Genomic DNA, 18,111 nt, shown 5'->3' on the forward strand with positions numbered 1-18,111 from the left:
CAAGGGCCCGGCCGCGGACGGCCCCTTCCCGTGCGACGAGACCCCCCCTTTTTAAGGAACCCGCCATGACGACGTCAGAACGCGCGCCCGCCCCCCCCCCCCCCGCCCCCCCCGCCCCCCCCCCCCCCCCCCCCCCCCCCCCCCCCCCCCCCCCCCAGAAGGCGTATGGCCCGAATCGCCCGTACGCCACGATCGCGGCGAGGATCAGCAGCACTGTGCTGGGTGCCAGGGCCGGGAGCTCCCCGCGCCGCAGGTGCATCGTCACGGCGGCGGCCATCACCAGCGCCAGGCCGGTTGCGGCGAGCGGGACCAGGACCGGCGCGATGCTGACCATGGCGGGCAGGACCACGCCGATCGCGCCGAGGACCTCCAGCGTACCGATGGCCTTGGGGGCCCAGCGCGGTGCGTCCTGGGCCCAGTCCTGGGCGGCGGTGTACCTCTCGTGCGAGAGCGCCAGTTTGAACAGGCCGGAGAAGAGGAAGGCCGCGGCGAGAAGTGCGGCGATGATCCACAGGGCAATATCCATGAGTTCCCACCAGTTAGAGGGATCGTGCACGGGGGTCACCCGCGCGGGCGGAGGTCAGGCGAGGAATGCGGTTACCGACTCGGTGAACCAGTCGGGGTCTTCTTCGGCGACGAAGTGCCCGGTCGGTGCGACCGCGCCCCGGACGTTGTCGGCTTGGGGGGCCAGGGCGTGGGCGGTGGCGGTGCCGGACCGGGTGGAGCCGATGGCGAGGACGGGCATGGGCAGTTTCCGCTGGGCGAGCAGAGCGCGGTTCTCCCGGCCGTCGTCCAGGAGGGTGCGGTAGTGCTCGAAGCCGCCGCGCAGCCGCTCGCGCCCGGTGTACGCCCGGGCGTAGGTGGCGAGGTCGTGGTCGCTGAAGGTGCCGGGGTTGGACATGGCGGTGAACGTGGCGGTGAAGAACTCCAGTTCGTGGCCGTCGAAGAGCATTTCGGGAATGTGCGGGGTCATGAAGAAGCCGAAGTGCCACATGCCGCCCTCGGCGACGTTCATGGCCTCTTCCAGGCCGAGGCCGGGCAGGAGGGCGTCGATGAGGATCAGGTGGGAGATGTCCTCGGGGTGGGCGGCGGCCCAGGCGAAGGCGATCATGGAGCCGATGTCGTGGCCGGCCACGGCCACGGGGCGGGTCAGGTTCAGAGCGGTGAGGATGCCGCGTATGTCGTCGACCTGGTTGGTCTTGGCGTAGCCGCCCTCGGGCCGGTCGCTGTCGCCGGTGCCGCGCAGGTCGGGGGCGACGACGGTGTGGTGCTGGGCGAGGTCCGGCATGACGCGGGCCCAGGCGCGTGAGGTCTGGGGCCAGCCGTGGAGCAGGACCAGGACCAGGACCGGGCCGCTGCCGCCGACCGCGACCGACAGGCGGGTGTGGTTGGTGTCGATCTGCTGCACGGAGAAGCCGTCGGGAAGCCAGTCGGCAGTGCTCATGGCAGGAGTCCTTTCGTCGAGGATGAAGGATCAGCAGGTGCCGGGAGGGAAGGCCGCATCGCAGCACTTCGAGGCGGAGAGCCCGCCCATGTGAGTGACGTGCAGCGGAGGCGACGTCGTGGTCACGCTGCGCGGGCGGCAAGCCTGCGCAGGCGTTCCTCGCCGATCATGGTGAGCATGTCGGTGTGCCGGGGCTGCCAGCCCACGTCCTCTTGTGCGCGGACGGCGCGGATGCGACTGGAGGCGGCCAGGATGAGCGCGCCGGATTCACCCCACACGCCGGTGGCCTCCTCGGGCGGGAGGCTGCGCGCCTCGACGCCAAGGTCGGCGGCGGCACGTTCGGCGATCCAGCGGTTGGGAACCTCTCCGGCCACCGCGTGATACAGCCCGCCGGGCCGCCCCTTTTCCAGGGCGAGGGAGAACAGGCGGGTCACGTCATCGAGGTGGACGTGACTGTAGGTGTTCAGCCCTTCCCCGATGTAGCAGGCTGCCCCGGTCGCGGCCACCGACCGGTAGATCATCGGCACATGGCCGTGATCGCCGGGCCCCCGGATCAGACCGGGCCGGATGACCATGGCGCGCAGCCCGTTCCCGGCGGCGGCCAGGACGGTGTCCTCGGCGGCCTTGCGGTAGGCGGCCAGGGGTTCGGGCGTGAACGGGTCGTCCTCGGCGAAGACATCCGGGCTCCAGGCGCCCGCGGTGCGCTGGAGCAGCACTCCGCTGCCGGACAGGAAGAGCAGTGCCTTGTCCGTGCCGCTCAGGGCTCGGGTGAGGTCCTGGACCGTTGCGGTCTCCTGCTCCGGTCCGGCCTGGGCGGCATAGATGACCGCGTCGGCAGCCACGGCCGCTTCGATGATGCCGGAGCGGCGCTCCTCCAGATCGCCTGCGACGGGGGTGACACCCTGTGAGTCGAGGGCGGCGGCAGCGCTCTGGGTGCGGGCCAGGCCGGTGACCGTGTGGCCTTCGGCAGACAGGTGCCGGGCCAGGGCGCCGCCGACGAAGCCGGTGGCGCCGATGATGAAGACGTTCACGGCGAGGCTCCTTATCTCAGGAGGGCAGGGCGCTGAGTTCGCCGCCGTCGGCGAACAGGACGGCGCCGTTGACGTAGGAGCTGGCCTCGCTGACCAGGAACGAGACGATGTCGGCGATCTCGCGGGGATCTCCGGCGCGGCCACGCGCGTTGGTCTTGTCCAGCATCGCGGTGTGCTCGCCGAGCATGGCCTTGGTGCCCTCGGTGTGCACGGGGCCGGGCGAGACGGTGTTGACGCGTACGCCGGAGGGGCCGAACTCGGTCGCCCAGTAGCGGGTGAGGATCTCCGCGCCGGCCTTGGAGGCGCCGTAGGCGGCGCCGATGGGGGCGGGCATACGGGCCGCGCTGGAGCCGACGATCACGATCGAGCCCCGGCCGCGCTCGGCCATGCCCGGTGCCAGCGCGCCGACCAGCAGGAACGGGGCGCGGGTGTTGACCGCGACCTGCCGGTCGAAGCTCGCGGCATCACTCGCGGCCGTCGGGGCGAACTCGTACAGGCCCGCGCTGTTGACCAGGATGTCCACCGCTCCGGCCTCGGCAGCCAGGCGCAGTGTGTCGTCGGCGTCCGTGAGGTCGGCGGCGATGAAACGGGCGCTGCCGCCCTCGGTCTCGATCTCCTTGACCAGGGCCTCACCACGACCCTGATCGCGGCCGTGCAGGACGACGTGCGCGCCCTGGGCGGCAAGGTTCTGCGCGATGGCCCTGCCGATACCTGACGTGGCTCCGGTGACCAGTGCGGTACGGCCCTGCAAAGCGGTGCTGGTGCTCATGGTGATCTTCCTTGCTGGCGTGCTCTCGGCGCGCGGTACGGATCCCGTCCGGCACCCTTCCGCAATCCACTATGCACCGCAGATGTTCTGTCTGCAAGAACATCTGTTTCTGAGCGCATGTAGTACGGTGTGCGGATGAGCGCATCCCGGTCCGAGAACAAGAAGCCCCGCGCCGAGGGGGAATCCCTGACGCTGGACACCGATCTGGGCTGGGCGATCCGCATGGTCTCCGCGGCGTTCCGCCGCGTCGCCACCGACTCCGTCGCGGACCTGCCCGGCGGAGCCCGCGGCTACCTGGTCCTGATGGCACTGGCCGGCGGCAGCGAACCGCCCTCACAGCTCGCCCTGGCCAAAGAGGTGAGTCTCGACCGCACCGTGATGACCTACCTCCTCGACGACCTCGAAGCCCACCACCTGGTCACCCGCAAGCCGGACCCACGCGACCGGCGCGCCCGTCAAGTCCTTATCACCGACACCGGACGCACCCGGCTCGCGCAGGTACGGGAGAGCCTCGGCGCCGCCGAAGCACGCCTGCTCACCGACCTCGACCCCACAGATACAGAGCAACTGCGGACACTGCTCGCGCGCGTCGCACACACCGCCCAACGCGACGTCTTCGCGCCCGACGATGCGGAATGCTGAACACGCCCCTCACCCGACGGACAGTTGACGATCGGTCCCGGAGTCGGCCCATCGGCGGAGAGCCACGCCGGACCCCTTGCAGCTGACCATGCTGCCTCGGCTGAAGCTGGGCACTCCACCCGTCAGTCGCCCCTGCGGCGAACACCCTCTCCGTCTCCCAGAGCTGCCGGCCAGCAGCCGCAGCGCCCCCCAACTCGCCATCTGAAGCGGCTGGGTTCGCTGTCAAGCGCCTGAGTTGCATGTCAAAGGACAGTCGCAGGCTCTGGCTCACACCTGACAGCCCCATCGCGCACCGCCTCCACCTGCGGAACCACCATGTGAGGCATATAGGTGGCGGGCCGAGTTGCCGAGAGATCGCCCCGGCGGCCGGGCGTGCTCGCTACGGTGGCGACCATGGCGGACCAGAGTGAGGCACAGACGTGGTCGACCTGGGCGCGGCCGGGTGCTGTCGAGCCGCCACCGGGTGCGCCGGCCGGGACGGTGCGGATGGTCACCGGCACCCGGGCCCGGCAGGTGAACGACCAGGAGGCCCGCGACTTCGGGATCTCCACCGAACGGGCCTGCCTGGAGATCGAGCAGATCTTCTACGACGCAGACGACGACGTCGTCCTGCGGCACACGATCACCGTCGACTTCAGCGGCACCCCGTACGTGCCCAGCCCCGAGGAGCTCGCGCGCCTTGAGTAAGTAGCTACTACTTAGTGATTACTCCACATGGGATTCAGATCCCGTCTCCGACCGGTCCGCCTGGCGTCCGGCCCGTCGGCCGATCCGGTTGGCGGCGCAACGGCGAACCGCCGGCGGACTCCCTGCGTCCCCTACGGTGACCACGACGACTTCGGGGAGTGTGTGACGTGTCCAGACGGATCTGTGCGGTGTTGGCCGCCGGTGCGCTGATGCTGGGGGGTGCCGGCTGTTCCGGTGGTGAGGACGAGGGGAAGACGCCGCCCGCGGACGGCGCCTCCGCGTCCGGTCCCGCACCGAGTGCGAGCCGGTCGGCACCCACGTACGCGAAGTACGGTGACTTCCCTGGCAAGGACTTCGTGACCACCGAGCCCGGACTGAACCTGGGCGTGCGGGTCAAGCCCGTCGACACCGCATGGAGTCCGGAGCTGGCCGGGGTGTCCGCCGACGCCGGTAAGCACTTCTTCGCCGTCTACGTCGCCGTCACCGGTGAACTCGCCGACCGCGGGGTGGACAACGTCAAGCTCGGCTACCTGCGGTTGAAGTACAAGCCGACCGACCCGATCTGCGGACTCGAACCCGGCAGCGAATACTGCTTCCGCGACGCCTACCCCAAGTCCCAGCTCGCCGACCTCCAGGAGGTCCAGCAGGCCGCCGGCGGCCAGTGGCGCGGCTACGCCTGGCAGGACAGTTCCGTCATGGGCACCAAGGTCGACCAGGGCAGCACCATGCTCGGCGTGGTCGGCTTCGCGGTGTCGGATACCGAGAAAGCAACCAGCTTCGAGCTGTGCGGACCGACCAAGGAATCCAGCGTCGACACCAGCAACTTCGCCTGCGTCCCGGTCAAGACACCCGAGCGCAACCAGTAACACCCTCTGAGACCACCGCCCCGGGACTGCGGCTTCCTCAGGCACTCAGCGGTCCCGGGCACCTCACCCGGCTGCGCGTCAAGGTCCCCGCAAGCCCTAGCCTCGTGGCGGGCGCGGGGGCCAGCCTGCCGGTACGCAGGCGCCATGTGCGGCCAGGCGCGCTCGCAGACCCGGCGGCACTTGATCTGGTGCAACGTGACGCCGCCCTCGTAGCTCGCCTCTCCGTGATCTGCCGGGCCCGATCCGGCCTTGGCGGCAGGCGGGCGGTGAGGAGGACGACGTCGTCGGGGTGGTCGGTGGCGAGGCCGGTGAGGCATTCATCGATTGGCTGACGAAGGACAGGTGTCCGCAATCTCACGTCTGTGGCTCTGGTGACTGGGCTGGTGGCGTGCAACGATCAGGGAGACACGAGCCTGCCTTCCCTTAGGCCATAGGGGGCCTGGCATGGGACCTGGCTGTCGCCCCGATCCGGGGCGGGCTGGGCCCCTCCGTCGTCGGCCGGCCCTTTCGCACACGTGGGCTGTGACGTCTTCGGGCTCTACTCCCGAAGGGGGACTCCGGCTCATGAGGACGTGCACGGCATCTCCGGGCGGCGCTGCGGCGCTCCTTGCGCAAGGTGCACCTGGCCTGGCTGCTCTGCCCGCTCTACGAACGCTCTCGAAGCCTCTGCACCGTCCTGTTCATGAGGGCATGGGAACTCACCCGTTTCGGTGAGGGGGGCGGTGCTGCTGTGTGTCCGGGCGTGTGAACGGCACGCTGTCGCGCGGTGGCGAGCGTGGACCGTGTTTGTTCGCCCTTCGGTAGCAGGCTGAGCGGTCGCCGACGCTGTCGGATGGTTTCGATCCCGACAGGGCCTGTCTTCCTGGTCTTGTGGCCTCGGCTTGCCCGCAGCGCGCGCTGGCTCGGAGGCCGACCGGAGTGCGCGGTGTCCGCTCATTGACCGTTGGGGTATAAGGCCGTGTGCCAGAAGGTGCTGTCCTCGTGCAGGTGCAGGTGCAGGTGCAGGTGCAGGTGTGAAGGAGAAGCGAGTTGTCTGGTCTGCTGGACTTTCCGGCGGGGACGCGTGGCGACGGGCTGCCGGTGGCTCTGACGGATCCGGCTCGGCTGGCGGCGGTCGTGGCGACGGGGCTGCTGGACACCGGCCCGGAGGAGGTCTTCGAGGACCTTGCCGCGCTGGCCGCGCAGGTCACCGGTACCGGGCGGGCGTTCGTCACGCTGGTGGATGAGCGGCGCTCGTTCTGGAAGGCGTGCGTGGGTGTGGACGCCCCGGCGATCGTGGACCGGCAGAACAAGGTCGCGGAGAGCTTCTGCTACTTTCTGGTCGGCACGGAGGCGCCGTTCATCGTGGAGGACGCGGCCCGGGACCGGCGCACCCGTGATCATCCGTCGGTGGGGCCGATGCGGATAGGGGCCTGGGCCGGTTTCCCGCTGCGGGCGCCGGGCGGTGAGGTGCTGGGCAGCTTCTGCGTCATCGACGAGGCGCCTCGGACCTGGTCCGTGGCGGACCTGTCGACGTTGCAGACGCTGGCCCGCGCGGTCTCCGCCGAGATACACCTGCGCCAGAGCCTGGCCGAGGCCCGCGCCTCCCACCGGCTCTCCGCCGACCTCGCCCACTCCCTCCAGCAGGGCTTCCTGCCCCCCGCCCTGCGCCAGGTGCCGGGGTTGGAGAGCGCCGCCGCCTACCGGCCTGCCTCTGCCAGCAGCGCACACGACGTCCAGGTCGGCGGCGACTTCTACGACCTCTTCCACACCCGCGGCCGCCAGTACGCCGCCGTGCTGGGCGACGTGTGCGGCAAGGGCGTCACCGCCGCCCAGGTCACCGCCCTGGCCCGCTACACCGTCCGCGCCGACGCCGGCGAGCACTCCTCGCCCGCCCAGCTGCTGGCCCGCCTCAACACGCAGATGCTCACCCAGAAGGCCCCGCGCTACCTGACGGCCGTCTACACCGCCTTCCGCCTCACCCCCAAGGGGCTGGCTGGACGCCTGTGCCTGGCCGGCCATCCGCACGCCCTCGTGCGCCGCGCGGACGGCCGGATCCAGCGCCTGGGGCGCCCCGGCACGCTTCTGGGTGTCTTCCCTAACGTGCAGCTCACCGACGTCCGCTTCCGGCTGGCGCCCGGCGACCTGCTCCTGCTGTACACCGACGGCGCCTGCGAGGCCCGGCCCCGCTGGGGCACCGTGGATCCGCGACCCGTCTTCGACGACACGGATCTGGCCCGGACGCTGGCCGCCACCGCCGGCCTGGGCGCCACCGCCACGATCGAGGCCGTGCTCGGCGCCCTGGACGAGCGCCACGACGGATGGAGCAGCGACGACACCGCCCTGCTCGCCCTGCGCGTGCCCCCCACCGCCTGACCACTGTGCTCTGCCACCGCCACGCGGCCCGTACCATGCTGCCAGGCACGGGCAAGGAGGACGGCATGGCCCTTCACGAGGCAGGGTGCGACCTCGGCGTCACGCACACCGTCCTCGATGATCCGCCGGCCCACCTGATGTTCCTGAGCGGTGAAGCAGCCTTCTTCCACGGCGGCACGGAACGGCTGGACGCCGCCTTCGCACACGTCGACGCCGGCCGCGACCTCATCGTCGACGTCGCCGACCTGGAGTACTGCGACGCGCCCTTCCTGAACGCGCTGCTCGGGGCGCGCACCGGCCACCGGCTGGTCATCGTCGGTCCCCTGTGCGCGTCCCTGGAACGCCGCCTCGATGTCACCGGCACCCGCGGCTTCTTCGACATCCAACCCACCATCGTCGCGGCCCTCGCACGACTGGGCTGACCACCGCCGCCCTGAAAGCGGCCCGCACCCCGCACCCCGCAGTCGTCAGGGCCGACGCCATCCGCTCGCCGCCGCAGGTGGACGCCGGCACGCGGGGGTGCCGTACCGCTTGGGGGGCAGACGATAGGAATGAACCACGCCGACAGCAGCCTGCGGTACCTACGTGCCTGACCAACCCGGCCGGGCACCGGCCACGTCCGTGCAGCAGCCGGCCGCCGAGGTAGAGGCGCTGCGCGCGGAGAACGGGCAGCTGCGGCGGGCTCTGGCCTCGCATGCCCTGGTGGACCAGGCCATCGGGGTCCTGGTAGCCCTGGGACGGATCTCTCCCGACGACGGCTTCGCGGTGCTGCGGGAGACGTCGCAGCGCGTCAACGTCAAGCTGTCCGTGGTCGCCGACCACGTCCTCAAGCACGCGCAGGGCGCGGTACTGCCCGATGTCATGCTGGGCGCGTTGCGTGCCGCTCTCGCCCGCCACACCGCGACCGCCTGATCGGCCGGCCAGGTGCCGCGCCCGGCGGCCGGAGCGCCGGCTACACCCTGGTGCGAGACGGCTCGTCCTGGAGGGCGAGGCGTGCGATGACGCGTTTGCCGACGGGTTCGGTGCGCTGCACGTGCACGCTTCTCGTCACCGCCTTCACGATCTCCAGGCCGTGCTGCCCGATCCGCGCCGCGTCCGGGGCCTTGGCCACGGGCAGTGCGGGAGCGGAGTCCCAGACCGCGACCTCTATCTCCTCGCCGTCGATCCGAAGATCCATCCGCGCGGGTCCCGGGGCGTACTTGCGGGAGTTGGTGACCAGTTCGCTGACCACCAGCTGGAGCAGGTCCACGACGCGCTGCGAGACGCCCAGCCGGTGGGCGGTGTTCACGCGCGTGAGGAAGTGGACCGCGGCATGCCGGGCCTCGGCGATGGACGCCCCACCGTCATTCAGGGAGAACGTCGTTCGGAGAGTGTCTTCGCCGGACATGGCCGTGCCCTCACCCATGGTGTGTACCCATGAAGCTCCTCTGCCGCCTGATCGCAGCTCGCTTGCACCCGAAGGCCGTGCGAACACCTTGTTCCCGCTCGCCCCACCATCGAACGTCATCCCCGGGCGTGCCCGGTGGCGCGGTGCCGGGCCGCCGGTGTGCCAGTATCACCCACATGACCGAGGAAGCGATGACGGACAGCGCAGACAACGGGGCCCCCAGCCCCTTGTCCGTCGTCTCCACAACCACCGACGGCATCCGCGTGCTGACCGTGGCGGGCGAGATCGACTACCAGAGCGGCGTAGCCCTCCAGCGAGCCCTCGACGCTCCCGGCGACGCCCCGGCACGCGTCGTGCTGGACCTGCACCAGGTCACCTTCATGGACTCCAGCGGCATCAACCTCTTCCTGCGCGCCTACAACGCCCTCACCGCGGCCGGTGGCTGGCTGCGGCTGGCCGCCCCGACCGACTCCGTGCGGCGCACCCTGCGCCTGGTCGGCCTGGACACCGTCATCGACTGCCACCCCGACCTGGAGCAGGCCCTCACCCGCTGACGGCCCGGGCGGCGAACCGGCGGCTACCGAATCACCTCCACGGCATCGGGAAGACGAAGACGATGGACGATTTCGAGGTGGACGAAGCCGTGCAGCGGGCCCTGGACCGGCTGACCCTGCTGGCCGAGGCCACAACCGCCCTGTCCAGCACCCTGGACTCGCAGGAGGGCCTGCACCGGGTGTGCCGGATCCTGGTGCCGCAGCTCGCCGACTGGTGCGCGGTGGACCTCGTCGAAGCCTCCGGCCGCGCGACCCGCGTCTGCGTCCAGCACCGCGACCCGTCCCGGCTCCCGCTCGGCGGGCTGACCGGCATGCTGCCGGCCCTGCCCGACGCGCCCAGCGGACCCCTGACCCGCGTGCTCGGCGGCACCGGCCCCCTTCTCGTGTCCGGCGCCGACCTGACCGCGTCCAAAGAGACCTCCGAGGCGTTGCAGGCCCGGCAGGCGGAGCTGTTCGACCAGCTCGGCGGAGCCGGCACCGCCATCGTGGCCCCCCTGCGGGCCCGGCGGCAGGTCCTGGGCGCCCTGACCGTCGCCCGCAGCACCGACCGCCCCGCGCTCGGTGACGACGACCTCGACCTCGTGGACGACCTCGCCCACCGCATCGCCCTGGCCGTGGACAACGCCCGCCTGCACCGCGAGACCCAGCACATCGCCGAACGCCTCCAGCGCTCCCTGCTGCCCACCCTCCCTCAGACCGGCGACCCCCAGCTGTCCGCCCGCTACACGCCCGCCGCCGCCACCGCCGAGGTCGGCGGCGACTGGTACGACAGCTTCCCCCTGCCCTCCGGCCCGACCGCCATGATCATCGGCGACGTCACCGGCCACGACCTGCGCGCCGCGGTCACCATGAGCCAGCTGCGCAACATGCTCCGCGGCATCGGCTGCGACCGCCAGGAACCCCCCGGCAAGATCCTCCAGCGCCTGGACCTCGCGCACCACACCCTCTACCCGCACACCACCGCCACCTGCATCTACAGCGTCCTCGAACCGGACGCCGACGGGACCTGGAAGCTGGAGTACGCCAGCGCCGGCCACCCGGCGCCCCTGCTGATCACCCACGAGGGCGACACGCAGTACCTCGACCAGGGACGCGGCATGCTCCTGGGCGTCGACCCCAGCCGGCCGCGCACGGACGGCACCATGCGCCTGCCCGCCCGCTCCACCCTCCTCCTCTACACCGACGGCCTGGTCGAACGCCGCGGCGAAGCACTCGACGCCGGCTTCACCCGGCTGCGCCAGCACGCCGCCGCCCTCGCCCGCGAACCCCTCGACACCTTCTGCGACGAACTCCTCACCGGCCTGGCCACTGATCACACCGACGACGTCGCCCTCCTCGCCGCCCGCATGCCCGCACGTCGCTAGCCCGCACGCAGAAGCAGCCCTTGCCCATCGCGCCGGAGACATCAGCGTGATCAGCCCCCGCCGCTCCCCGCGGACGAAGGCCAGCCAGCGCGGGCCGCCGTGCCGTCCCTCGGTCGAGGGCAACCCGTAGTGCCCTGCCCCTGCCCCGACTGCCACACGGCGCCACTCGATGCGCGATCATGCCGGATTCCCCGCTGATGTGTCCCCGGCCTACGGGGCGTGCCCACCGTACGAGCCCGCCCGCCGACGACCACGGCCCCACGGTCCCTGTTCGAGGGATGGGGAGTTCTTTGCGCAGGTGGGAGGCATGACGACTTACCACTGGGCAAGGCGCAGCGCGTGATACGTGTGGTGGTCGTCGTCCTGATCCTCTGTGCCGCAGTCACGTCCGCCGTGGCCGGGGTGGAAGCCTCGGCCCTGTGGTGGCTCGCCGCCGTCCCGCTCGCGCTCCTGGGCCTGCTGGGCACGTGGGACCTGCTGCAGCGCCGGCACTCGGTGCTGCGCAACTATCCCGTCCTCGGGCACGCCCGTTTCCTCCTGGAACGGATACGTCCGGAACTCCAGCAGTACTTCATCGAGCGGAACTACGACGGCCGCCCCTTCGACCGGGATGTGCGCAGCATCGTCTACGAGCGCGCGAAGGGCACCGACGCGGAGGAGCCCTACGGCACCGAACGGGACGTGTACCGGCCCGGCCACGAGTTCCTCGTGCCCTCCATGGCGCCCTGTGCGGTGCCCGAGACGCCTTCTCGCGTGCGGATCGGGGGCCCCGACTGCGACCGCCCCTACGACATGGCGCTGCTCAACGTCTCCGCGATGAGCTTCGGCTCCCTGTCGGCCAACGCCGTCCTCGCACTCAACGGGGGCGCCGCGGCCGGCGGCTTCGCCCAGGACACCGGCGAGGGCGGCCTCTCCGAGCACCACCTGCGCCCGGGCGGCGACCTCGTCTGGGAGATAGGCACCGGGTACTTCGGCTGCCGGACCCGCAAGGGGGACTTCGACGCGGCCGAGTTCGCCGACAAGGCCGCCCACGACCACGTCAAGTGCGTGTCCCTGAAGCTGTCGCAAGGGGCGAAGCCCGGCATCGGCGGTGTGCTGCCGGGTGCCAAGGTCAACGCCGAGATCGCCCGGGTCCGGGGCGTGCCCGAAGGGGAGACGGTCATCTCCCCGCCGTACCACCGGGTCTTCTCGACCCCGAGGGAACTGGTCCGTTTCGTCGCCCGGATGCGGGACCTGTCCGGGGGCAAGCCCGCCGGGATCAAGCTGTGCGTCGGCTCACGCCGGCAGTTCCTCGCCGTGTGCAAGGCCATGCTGGAGGAGGGCACCACCCCCGACTTCATCGTGGTGGACGGGGCCGAGGGCGGAACGGGCGCGGCACCGCTGGAGTTCGCCGATCACCTCGGTGCCCCGCTGACCGAGGGCCTGATCACCGTGCACAACGCCCTCGTCGGAACGGGCCTGCGCGAGCGCGTCAGGATCGGGGCGAGCGGGAAGATCGCCACCGGCAGCGACCTGGTCAAGCGCATGGTGCAGGGCGCCGACTACGGCAACGCCGCACGGGCGATGATGTTCGCCGTCGGCTGCATCCAGGCCCAGCGCTGTCACACCAACACCTGCCCCACCGGCGTCACCACCCAGGATCCCCGCCGGGCCCGCGCGATCGACGTCGGCGACAAGACGCTGCGCGTCCAGCGCCTGCAGGAGGCGACCGTGGCCAGCGCGTTGCAGATCATGGCCTCCATGGGCGTCACCGACCCCGCACAACTGCGCCCGCACATGCTCCGCCGACGCGTCGACCCGGTCAGCGAACGCTCCTACGAAGAACTCTACGAGTGGCTCCGGCCGGGGCAGCTGCTCGCCGAACCGCCCGCCTCGTGGGCGGCCGACTGGACGTTGGCCGACCCCGACCGCTTCACCGTCTGACCCCGCCCGTGTGACCTGGAGGAAGTTCAAGTGGCCCGTACTGTTGCCCGCGTCATCGTGGACGCGCTGGACGAGCTCGGCGTGCGCCACGTCTTCGGCGTCGTGGGAGACGCGCTCAACCCGCTGACCGACGCCATCCGCACCACCGAGGCAGTCGACTGGGTGGGCTGCCGGCATGAGGAGGCGGCGGCCTTCGCCGCGAGCGCCCAGTCACAGCTCACCGGCACCCTCGGCGTCTGCATGGGCACCGTCGGCCCCGGCTCCGTCCATCTGCTCAACGGGCTCTATGACGCGGCCAAGAGCCACGCCCCCGTCCTGGCCATCGCCGGCCAGGTGCCGCTCGCCGAGATGAGCAGCGACTACTTCCAAGAGGTCGACAACGACGCCCTCTTCAGCGACGTGGCTGTCTTCCGGGCGACCGTCACCTCTCCCGACCAGCTCCCGCAGATGCTGGAGACGGCAGTGCGCACCGCGCTGGGACGCAAGGGCGTCGCCGTCCTCACCGTCCCCGGAGACATCGGCGAGAAGGAACTCACCGCCGACCGGCCCACCCGCCTCTCCCTCAACACCGGGGTCAGCCGCCCCCAGGAGGCGGCCGTCCGGCGCGCCGCCGAGCTCCTCACCGGATCCGAACGGATCACCCTGCTCGTCGGGGAAGGCGCCCGCGCCGCCCGGGAGGACGTGCTCGCCCTCGCCGACCGGCTGGCCGCACCCATGGTGCTCACCCTCAAGGCCAAGGCCGGTTTCGAGGGCGACACCAATCCCTTCCAGGTCGGCCAGACCGGACTGATCGGCAACCCGGCGGCTGCCTCGGCCCTCCAGGACGCCGACACCCTGCTGCTGCTCGGCACCGACTTCCCCTACCGCGAGTGGTACCCCGAGGGCCGCTCCGTCGTCCAGGTGGACACCGAGGCCACCCACATCGGACGCCGCGTACCCGTCGACATCGGCCTCGTGGGCGACACCGGCGCCACCGTACGCGACCTCCTGGAGCACCTCGGCCCGGTGCCCGCCGGCACCGACGGCGCCCGTGACCGCTCGCACCTCGACAAGGCGCGTGAGCGCTTCACCGACTGGCGCAACGGTCAGGCCCGGCTGGCCGACCCCGCCCACGACAAGGGGCTGATGGGCCGCCTCCGCTCCGCCCTGGACAACCATGGCCACGACATCCGCCCCGAAGCACTGGCGGCGGCCGTCGACCGCATCGCGGCCGAGGACGCCGTCTTCACCTCCGACACGGGCATGGCGACGGTATGGCTGTCGCGGTTCGTCGAGATGCGCGGCGAGCGGAGGCTGATCGGCTCCTACAACCTCGGTTCCATGGCCAACGCGATGCCCCAGGCGCTGGGCGCGCAGTGCCTGGACCGGGACCGGCAAGTGGTCGCGTTCTGCGGCGACGGCGGCCTCAGCATGCTCCTGGGCGACCTCATGACCCTGAAGACCTACCGGCTTCCCGTCAAACTGGTCGTCTTCGACAACCGCCGGCTCGGCATGGTGAAACTGGAGCAGGAGCAAGCCGGACTCCCAGAGTTCGGCACCGTGCTCGACAACCCCGACTTCGCCGCCGTGGCCGAGTCCATGGGCATCACCGGCATCCGGGTGACGGATCCCGCCGAACTGGAGGACGCCGTGCAGCGGGCCTTCCGCGACCCGGGGCCGGTCCTGCTCGACGTCCTCACCAACCCCGAGGAGATCGCCGTACCGGCAAAGCCCACCGTCGAACAGGGCTGGGGCTTCGCCGTGGCCAAGATGAAGGAAGTCGTCCGCAGTCACGGCGAGCCGGCCGAGAACTGACGGGCACGCCGGCCCGCGACTAGGACTGGTGCAGTTGCTCCCACGGCGCTGGTCACACAGACTTCGATGGCGCGCGCTCAATGTTCGGTGGCACAGGACAGGCGGCCCCGTGCGGGACCGCCCCCATCGCTGCTCAACGGCTCAACGGCTCAACGGCTCAACGGGTGCGCGGTGGCGTCATCCGGGCGTGCAGCAGGGTGCTGCGGGTGAGTTCGGTGCCCTGCTTGTGGTCCTCGTTGAGCAGCGCGGTCAGGCCCTTGGGCGCGTTCCAGTGCTCGCGCAGGTTGGGGACGGCGCCGAGGTCGTCCAGAAGCAGGTTGATGACGGTGGCGGCCTCGCTGGGACGGTCGCCCCAGCCGTCGCCCCACCACAGGCGCTCGGACGGTGTGCAGGACGACCGAGGCCAGTTCGGCGGCCTCGGCCGGGAGGACAGCGGGGCGTAGAACCGCCAGACCTGCTGGCCCTCGCGGTCGTCGGTGCGCAGGACGGGCATGTCGGTGAGCGGGTCGAGGAAGAACGCCTCCGCCCTCTTGCCCTGGGCGAGCACGACGTGGGCCGCGGTCGGGTCGCACATGGTGAGCCGCCGGGCCCACCGCTCGCTGACCGCGCCGGCCCGGACCGGCACCTCGGTGAGCGCGCCGAAGGGGAGCAGGTCCGGCTGGCGACCGACGCCGACCTCGATCGCCGCGACGGCGTCGGGGTGGGTGCTCAGGGCGAGCCCCAGCCAGCCGACCTCGAGGACCTGGCGGTCGCCGTCGGAGCGCAGCGGGTGCTGGCCGGTGTCGGGGACGGCCGCGATGACGACCGGGTTGCGCCGCTCACTGCGACCCTCCTTGCCGAAGATCTCGTTGTCGTGGAGGGTGCCGTCGATCCGGTTGTTGCGGATGTCGTTGGCCATGTCGGTTGCGGCCAGGTGCGAGGTGACGTCGAAGGCGTCGTTGCCCACGACGCGGCGCAGGATCTTCTCGTTGTCGTTGGCCGGCGCCTCCGCGACGACCGCGGGGGCGCCGGGCTCCCAGGCCCGGATCAGGTGCGGCAGGCGCAGCAGGGCGGGCCACCAGGGCAGGTCCTGCCCGGCCAGGGCCGCGACGTCGCCCCAGTCGGCCTCGTACTCGATGCCCGGGTGCGCGGGTCGGCCGCGACCAGCGCTGGCCCGCGGAAGCTCATGTCGCCGTACAGGGCGCAGACGACGGCGACGCCGTCCGGGTTGCCGCGGCCGGCGACCTCGGTCGCGACGTCGGTGGCGACCCGGCGGTCGTCGCAGTGCACGAGCCGGATCGTGCCCAGAACGGTGTGCCAGTCCAGCGCCGGGCCGCGCACCGTGTCCTTGCAGCCGGCCCACCGGCCGGGCGCCACGTCCTCGGGGAGCGGGCGCAGCAGCACGGCGCCGCGGTGGGTGAACTCCGGGGTGTGGGCCGCCCATCGGTAGACCTGGAAACCGTCCCAGACCTCCTCGGGCTCCTTCCGGCTGCTGAAGACCGCGATGGGGTCGTACGGAGGCTCGGTCGGCTGGGGGAAGTCGTCGTACTTCCTCACCAGCCGCCACAGCCCGAAGGAGTTGACGCCCAGCAGCTGCTGGACCTCCGTCCGGACAGGTAGCTGTTGCTCACGCCCATACCGCTGCTTCTCACCGTCCCGGGGCTGCTTCCGTCCCCAGGTCAGATCATGGGACGCGCCGGTGGGCGGCATGTGCGGAGCCGTCCTTCCTGGCCGATTCCCCATGGGCATTGGCCGAGAAGGCGCCCTCGCCGCTGCCCTCACGCCGTCTGGCCCAGCGCGGCCCGCTGCGGTGTCACCGCGGCCGCCGTCCCGGCCTCCCACGCCGCGCGCTCCGCCCGGGCCCGGCGCAGGGCGGCGGCGTGGGAGGCGTCGGCCTGGCGGCGGCGCTCAGTGCGGGCCTGCTCGGTCGAGGCCGGCGCATCGTCGGCCGGCTCCTTCCGGCTCGGGGAGGGCCCGCAGGCTCAGCGCCCGCATCGCGGCGGACTACCGCTCCACCGGCACGGCGAGCGCAGTCGGCTACCGGGCCAGGGCGACTCCTCCGGTCGAATTCAGTTATACCGGACGCGTGATCCTGTCGATCTCCTGCTCGATGGCAGAAGTGAACGTCATCGCAGCAAACCAAGCATCCTTGTCCGGTCCGCCGGCAGGTACGATGAGGCTCTTCTTCTTCAACGGCTGATGAAGCCGCAGCGCGTTTACCGTAACCTCACACCACACTCCATCGAGGTCACCGAAGAAGACCATATCCAGGAGAGATGGGGAGTTCTCGGAGGAGTTTTCTTCCATTTGGAGTCGAACTTCCTCCGTGAACTCGACTATGTATGACTGGTACTGCCCTGGAACTTCCTTTTCAGCATCCACAGCCGTAATAGTACGCCGTGATGATCCCGACGGGGCGGCCGTCATGAGAGCGGGAGTCGACTCGCCCAGTGAACACAGCCACCATGCCACCCGCGTGAGAGTAGTGGAGCGTGTGGCTGAGCAGATCGCACGTCGTCTTGCCGGACGCCGTGGAGCACTTACCGCTGTCCAACGTCCTGTCGATCTCCAGCTTCATGTCAGTCCACGTCGAGATCTGTCCGTCGTGGCCGGACTCGATGTGCAGCTTGCCGAAGCCGTCCACGCCCCCAGCATCCTTCTGCCCCTTGCGGAGCGGCACGTCTTCACCGCCGGGCCCGATAAAGGTTGTGTAGACGGACCAGTAAATCGGATTGGGGTTGGTTGCCGCCTGCGAGGGCGAAGCTGCGCCCCCCACGGCAAGGAACGCTGCGACACAGGAAAGCAGTACGGCGCGCAGTGAAGTTCGCATGTTCGGCTCCTTAGCGTAGCTCTGACATGACGAGAGGATGATTCACCACCTCGGGTATTTTGATAAGCGCGCACCGGAAGTGTTCATCTCGATTTTGACTTGAGTTATAAATCATCCAAATCGACATGTCGATGGAGTCGCGCATTCCGCAAGCATGTCTTTATGGCTGAAAATCAGGGGGTGGTCGTGAAAGACCAGGGGGTCATCTGTACCGGAATGTCCTGCCGGCGCGTGCCCACCGGACGCCTGCTGTCGCCGTCTGTAGCGAGGCACCAGGGCCTCTCCCGCCCTCGGCCTGGGCGCTTCCCAGGGCCGAGGGCGGGAGAGGCCGGCAGCGCCGCGCTCCACGCCGTAGACCCAATCCGGTCCCGCAAATGCGTTGCTGCCCTCCCCTAGTACTGCAACGGTCTTTTTCGTGATGGTTTATCGGCTTCTGGTGGTGTGTGGCCGCGTCGTTTGTAGTGGCTGATCCGGGCTTGGTGCTGT

General features: G+C 70.6%; 19 protein-coding genes. 10 read left to right on the forward strand and 9 right to left on the reverse strand.

Going from position 1 to position 18,111, the window contains the following annotated elements; translation table 11 throughout:
* From ACGFZL_RS31900 to ACGFZL_RS31915, 4 genes are all read right to left on the reverse strand, one after another.
* Positions 1 to 556, reverse strand: a 556-nt coding sequence (locus tag ACGFZL_RS31900; RefSeq protein WP_393697059.1) for a DoxX family protein, incomplete at its 3' end; no start/stop codon positions are given.
* A gap of 24 nt (positions 557 to 580) precedes the next feature.
* Positions 581 to 1,444, reverse strand: coding sequence for an alpha/beta fold hydrolase (locus tag ACGFZL_RS31905; RefSeq protein WP_393697061.1), 864 nt, complete (start codon positions 1,442 to 1,444; stop codon positions 581 to 583).
* Between the two features lie 122 nt (positions 1,445 to 1,566).
* A complete protein-coding gene (locus tag ACGFZL_RS31910; RefSeq protein ID WP_393697063.1) occupies positions 1,567 to 2,475 on the reverse strand; it encodes an NAD-dependent epimerase/dehydratase family protein in 909 nt (302 codons plus the stop codon).
* 16 nt (positions 2,476 to 2,491) lie between these two features.
* Entirely contained in the window at positions 2,492 to 3,244 is a 753-nt protein-coding gene (locus ACGFZL_RS31915; RefSeq protein ID WP_393697065.1) for an SDR family NAD(P)-dependent oxidoreductase, read from the reverse strand.
* A 135-nt stretch (positions 3,245 to 3,379) separates the two neighbouring features.
* Here ACGFZL_RS31915 and ACGFZL_RS31920 point away from each other — a divergent pair, with 135 nt between their 5' ends.
* From ACGFZL_RS31920 to ACGFZL_RS31945, 6 genes are all read left to right on the forward strand, one after another.
* A complete protein-coding gene (locus tag ACGFZL_RS31920) occupies positions 3,380 to 3,886 on the forward strand; it encodes a MarR family winged helix-turn-helix transcriptional regulator (RefSeq protein ID WP_393697067.1) in 507 nt (168 codons plus the stop codon).
* A gap of 393 nt (positions 3,887 to 4,279) precedes the next feature.
* Positions 4,280 to 4,573, forward strand: a complete 294-nt coding sequence (locus ACGFZL_RS31925; RefSeq protein ID WP_393697068.1) for a hypothetical protein — start codon at positions 4,280 to 4,282, stop codon at positions 4,571 to 4,573.
* Between the two features lie 356 nt (positions 4,574 to 4,929).
* Entirely contained in the window at positions 4,930 to 5,439 is a 510-nt protein-coding gene (locus ACGFZL_RS31930) for a hypothetical protein (RefSeq protein ID WP_393697070.1), read from the forward strand.
* Between the two features lie 1,029 nt (positions 5,440 to 6,468).
* Positions 6,469 to 7,794: a PP2C family protein-serine/threonine phosphatase gene (locus tag ACGFZL_RS31935; RefSeq protein ID WP_393697072.1), complete on the forward strand. Its 1,326-nt coding sequence runs from the start codon at positions 6,469 to 6,471 to the stop codon at positions 7,792 to 7,794.
* Between the two features lie 65 nt (positions 7,795 to 7,859).
* Complete coding sequence (locus tag ACGFZL_RS31940) at positions 7,860 to 8,216, forward strand: hypothetical protein (RefSeq protein ID WP_393697074.1); 357 nt, start codon at positions 7,860 to 7,862, stop codon at positions 8,214 to 8,216.
* A gap of 163 nt (positions 8,217 to 8,379) precedes the next feature.
* Entirely contained in the window at positions 8,380 to 8,706 is a 327-nt protein-coding gene (locus tag ACGFZL_RS31945; RefSeq protein ID WP_393697076.1) for an ANTAR domain-containing protein, read from the forward strand.
* A gap of 40 nt (positions 8,707 to 8,746) precedes the next feature.
* Here the strand turns inward: ACGFZL_RS31945 and ACGFZL_RS31950 are convergent, their stop codons facing one another.
* Positions 8,747 to 9,199: an ATP-binding protein gene (locus ACGFZL_RS31950; RefSeq protein ID WP_393697078.1), complete on the reverse strand. Its 453-nt coding sequence runs from the start codon at positions 9,197 to 9,199 to the stop codon at positions 8,747 to 8,749.
* 158 nt (positions 9,200 to 9,357) lie between these two features.
* On the opposite strand from ACGFZL_RS31950, the gene ACGFZL_RS31955 reads away from it, so the two are divergent.
* From ACGFZL_RS31955 to ACGFZL_RS31970, 4 genes are all read left to right on the forward strand, one after another.
* Complete coding sequence (locus ACGFZL_RS31955) at positions 9,358 to 9,735, forward strand: STAS domain-containing protein (protein ID WP_393697080.1); 378 nt, start codon at positions 9,358 to 9,360, stop codon at positions 9,733 to 9,735.
* Positions 9,736 to 9,797: 62 nt separating this feature from the next.
* Positions 9,798 to 11,099, forward strand: a complete 1,302-nt coding sequence (locus ACGFZL_RS31960; RefSeq protein WP_393697082.1) for a PP2C family protein-serine/threonine phosphatase — start codon at positions 9,798 to 9,800, stop codon at positions 11,097 to 11,099.
* Between the two features lie 339 nt (positions 11,100 to 11,438).
* Positions 11,439 to 13,022 carry an FMN-binding glutamate synthase family protein gene (locus tag ACGFZL_RS31965; RefSeq protein WP_393697084.1) on the forward strand — a complete coding sequence of 528 codons (1,584 nt, stop codon included), beginning with the start codon at positions 11,439 to 11,441 and terminating at the stop codon, positions 13,020 to 13,022.
* Positions 13,023 to 13,052: 30 nt separating this feature from the next.
* Positions 13,053 to 14,816 (forward strand): thiamine pyrophosphate-dependent enzyme, encoded by a 1,764-nt coding sequence (locus ACGFZL_RS31970; RefSeq protein WP_393697086.1) that lies wholly within the window; start codon positions 13,053 to 13,055, stop codon positions 14,814 to 14,816.
* A 157-nt stretch (positions 14,817 to 14,973) separates the two neighbouring features.
* Here the strand turns inward: ACGFZL_RS31970 and ACGFZL_RS31975 are convergent, their stop codons facing one another.
* The 4 genes from ACGFZL_RS31975 to ACGFZL_RS31990 form a co-directional block, all read right to left on the reverse strand.
* Positions 14,974 to 15,762 carry a hypothetical protein gene (locus ACGFZL_RS31975; RefSeq protein WP_393697088.1) on the reverse strand — a complete coding sequence of 263 codons (789 nt, stop codon included), beginning with the start codon at positions 15,760 to 15,762 and terminating at the stop codon, positions 14,974 to 14,976.
* A gap of 80 nt (positions 15,763 to 15,842) precedes the next feature.
* The gene (locus ACGFZL_RS31980) at positions 15,843 to 16,505 is read right to left on the reverse strand and encodes a hypothetical protein (protein ID WP_393697090.1); all 663 of its coding nucleotides are present in this window, start codon (positions 16,503 to 16,505) and stop codon (positions 15,843 to 15,845) included.
* A 363-nt stretch (positions 16,506 to 16,868) separates the two neighbouring features.
* Positions 16,869 to 17,177: a hypothetical protein gene (locus ACGFZL_RS31985; protein WP_393697092.1), complete on the reverse strand. Its 309-nt coding sequence runs from the start codon at positions 17,175 to 17,177 to the stop codon at positions 16,869 to 16,871.
* Positions 17,167 to 17,625, reverse strand: a complete 459-nt coding sequence (locus ACGFZL_RS31990) for a hypothetical protein (protein ID WP_393697094.1) — start codon at positions 17,623 to 17,625, stop codon at positions 17,167 to 17,169. The genes ACGFZL_RS31985 and ACGFZL_RS31990 overlap by 11 nt, the downstream gene beginning before the upstream one ends.
* Positions 17,626 to 18,111 lie beyond the last annotated feature (486 nt).

The organism is Streptomyces sp. NPDC048182, from assembly GCF_043202555.1.
In the GTDB taxonomy this organism is placed as follows: domain Bacteria; phylum Actinomycetota; class Actinomycetes; order Streptomycetales; family Streptomycetaceae; genus Streptomyces.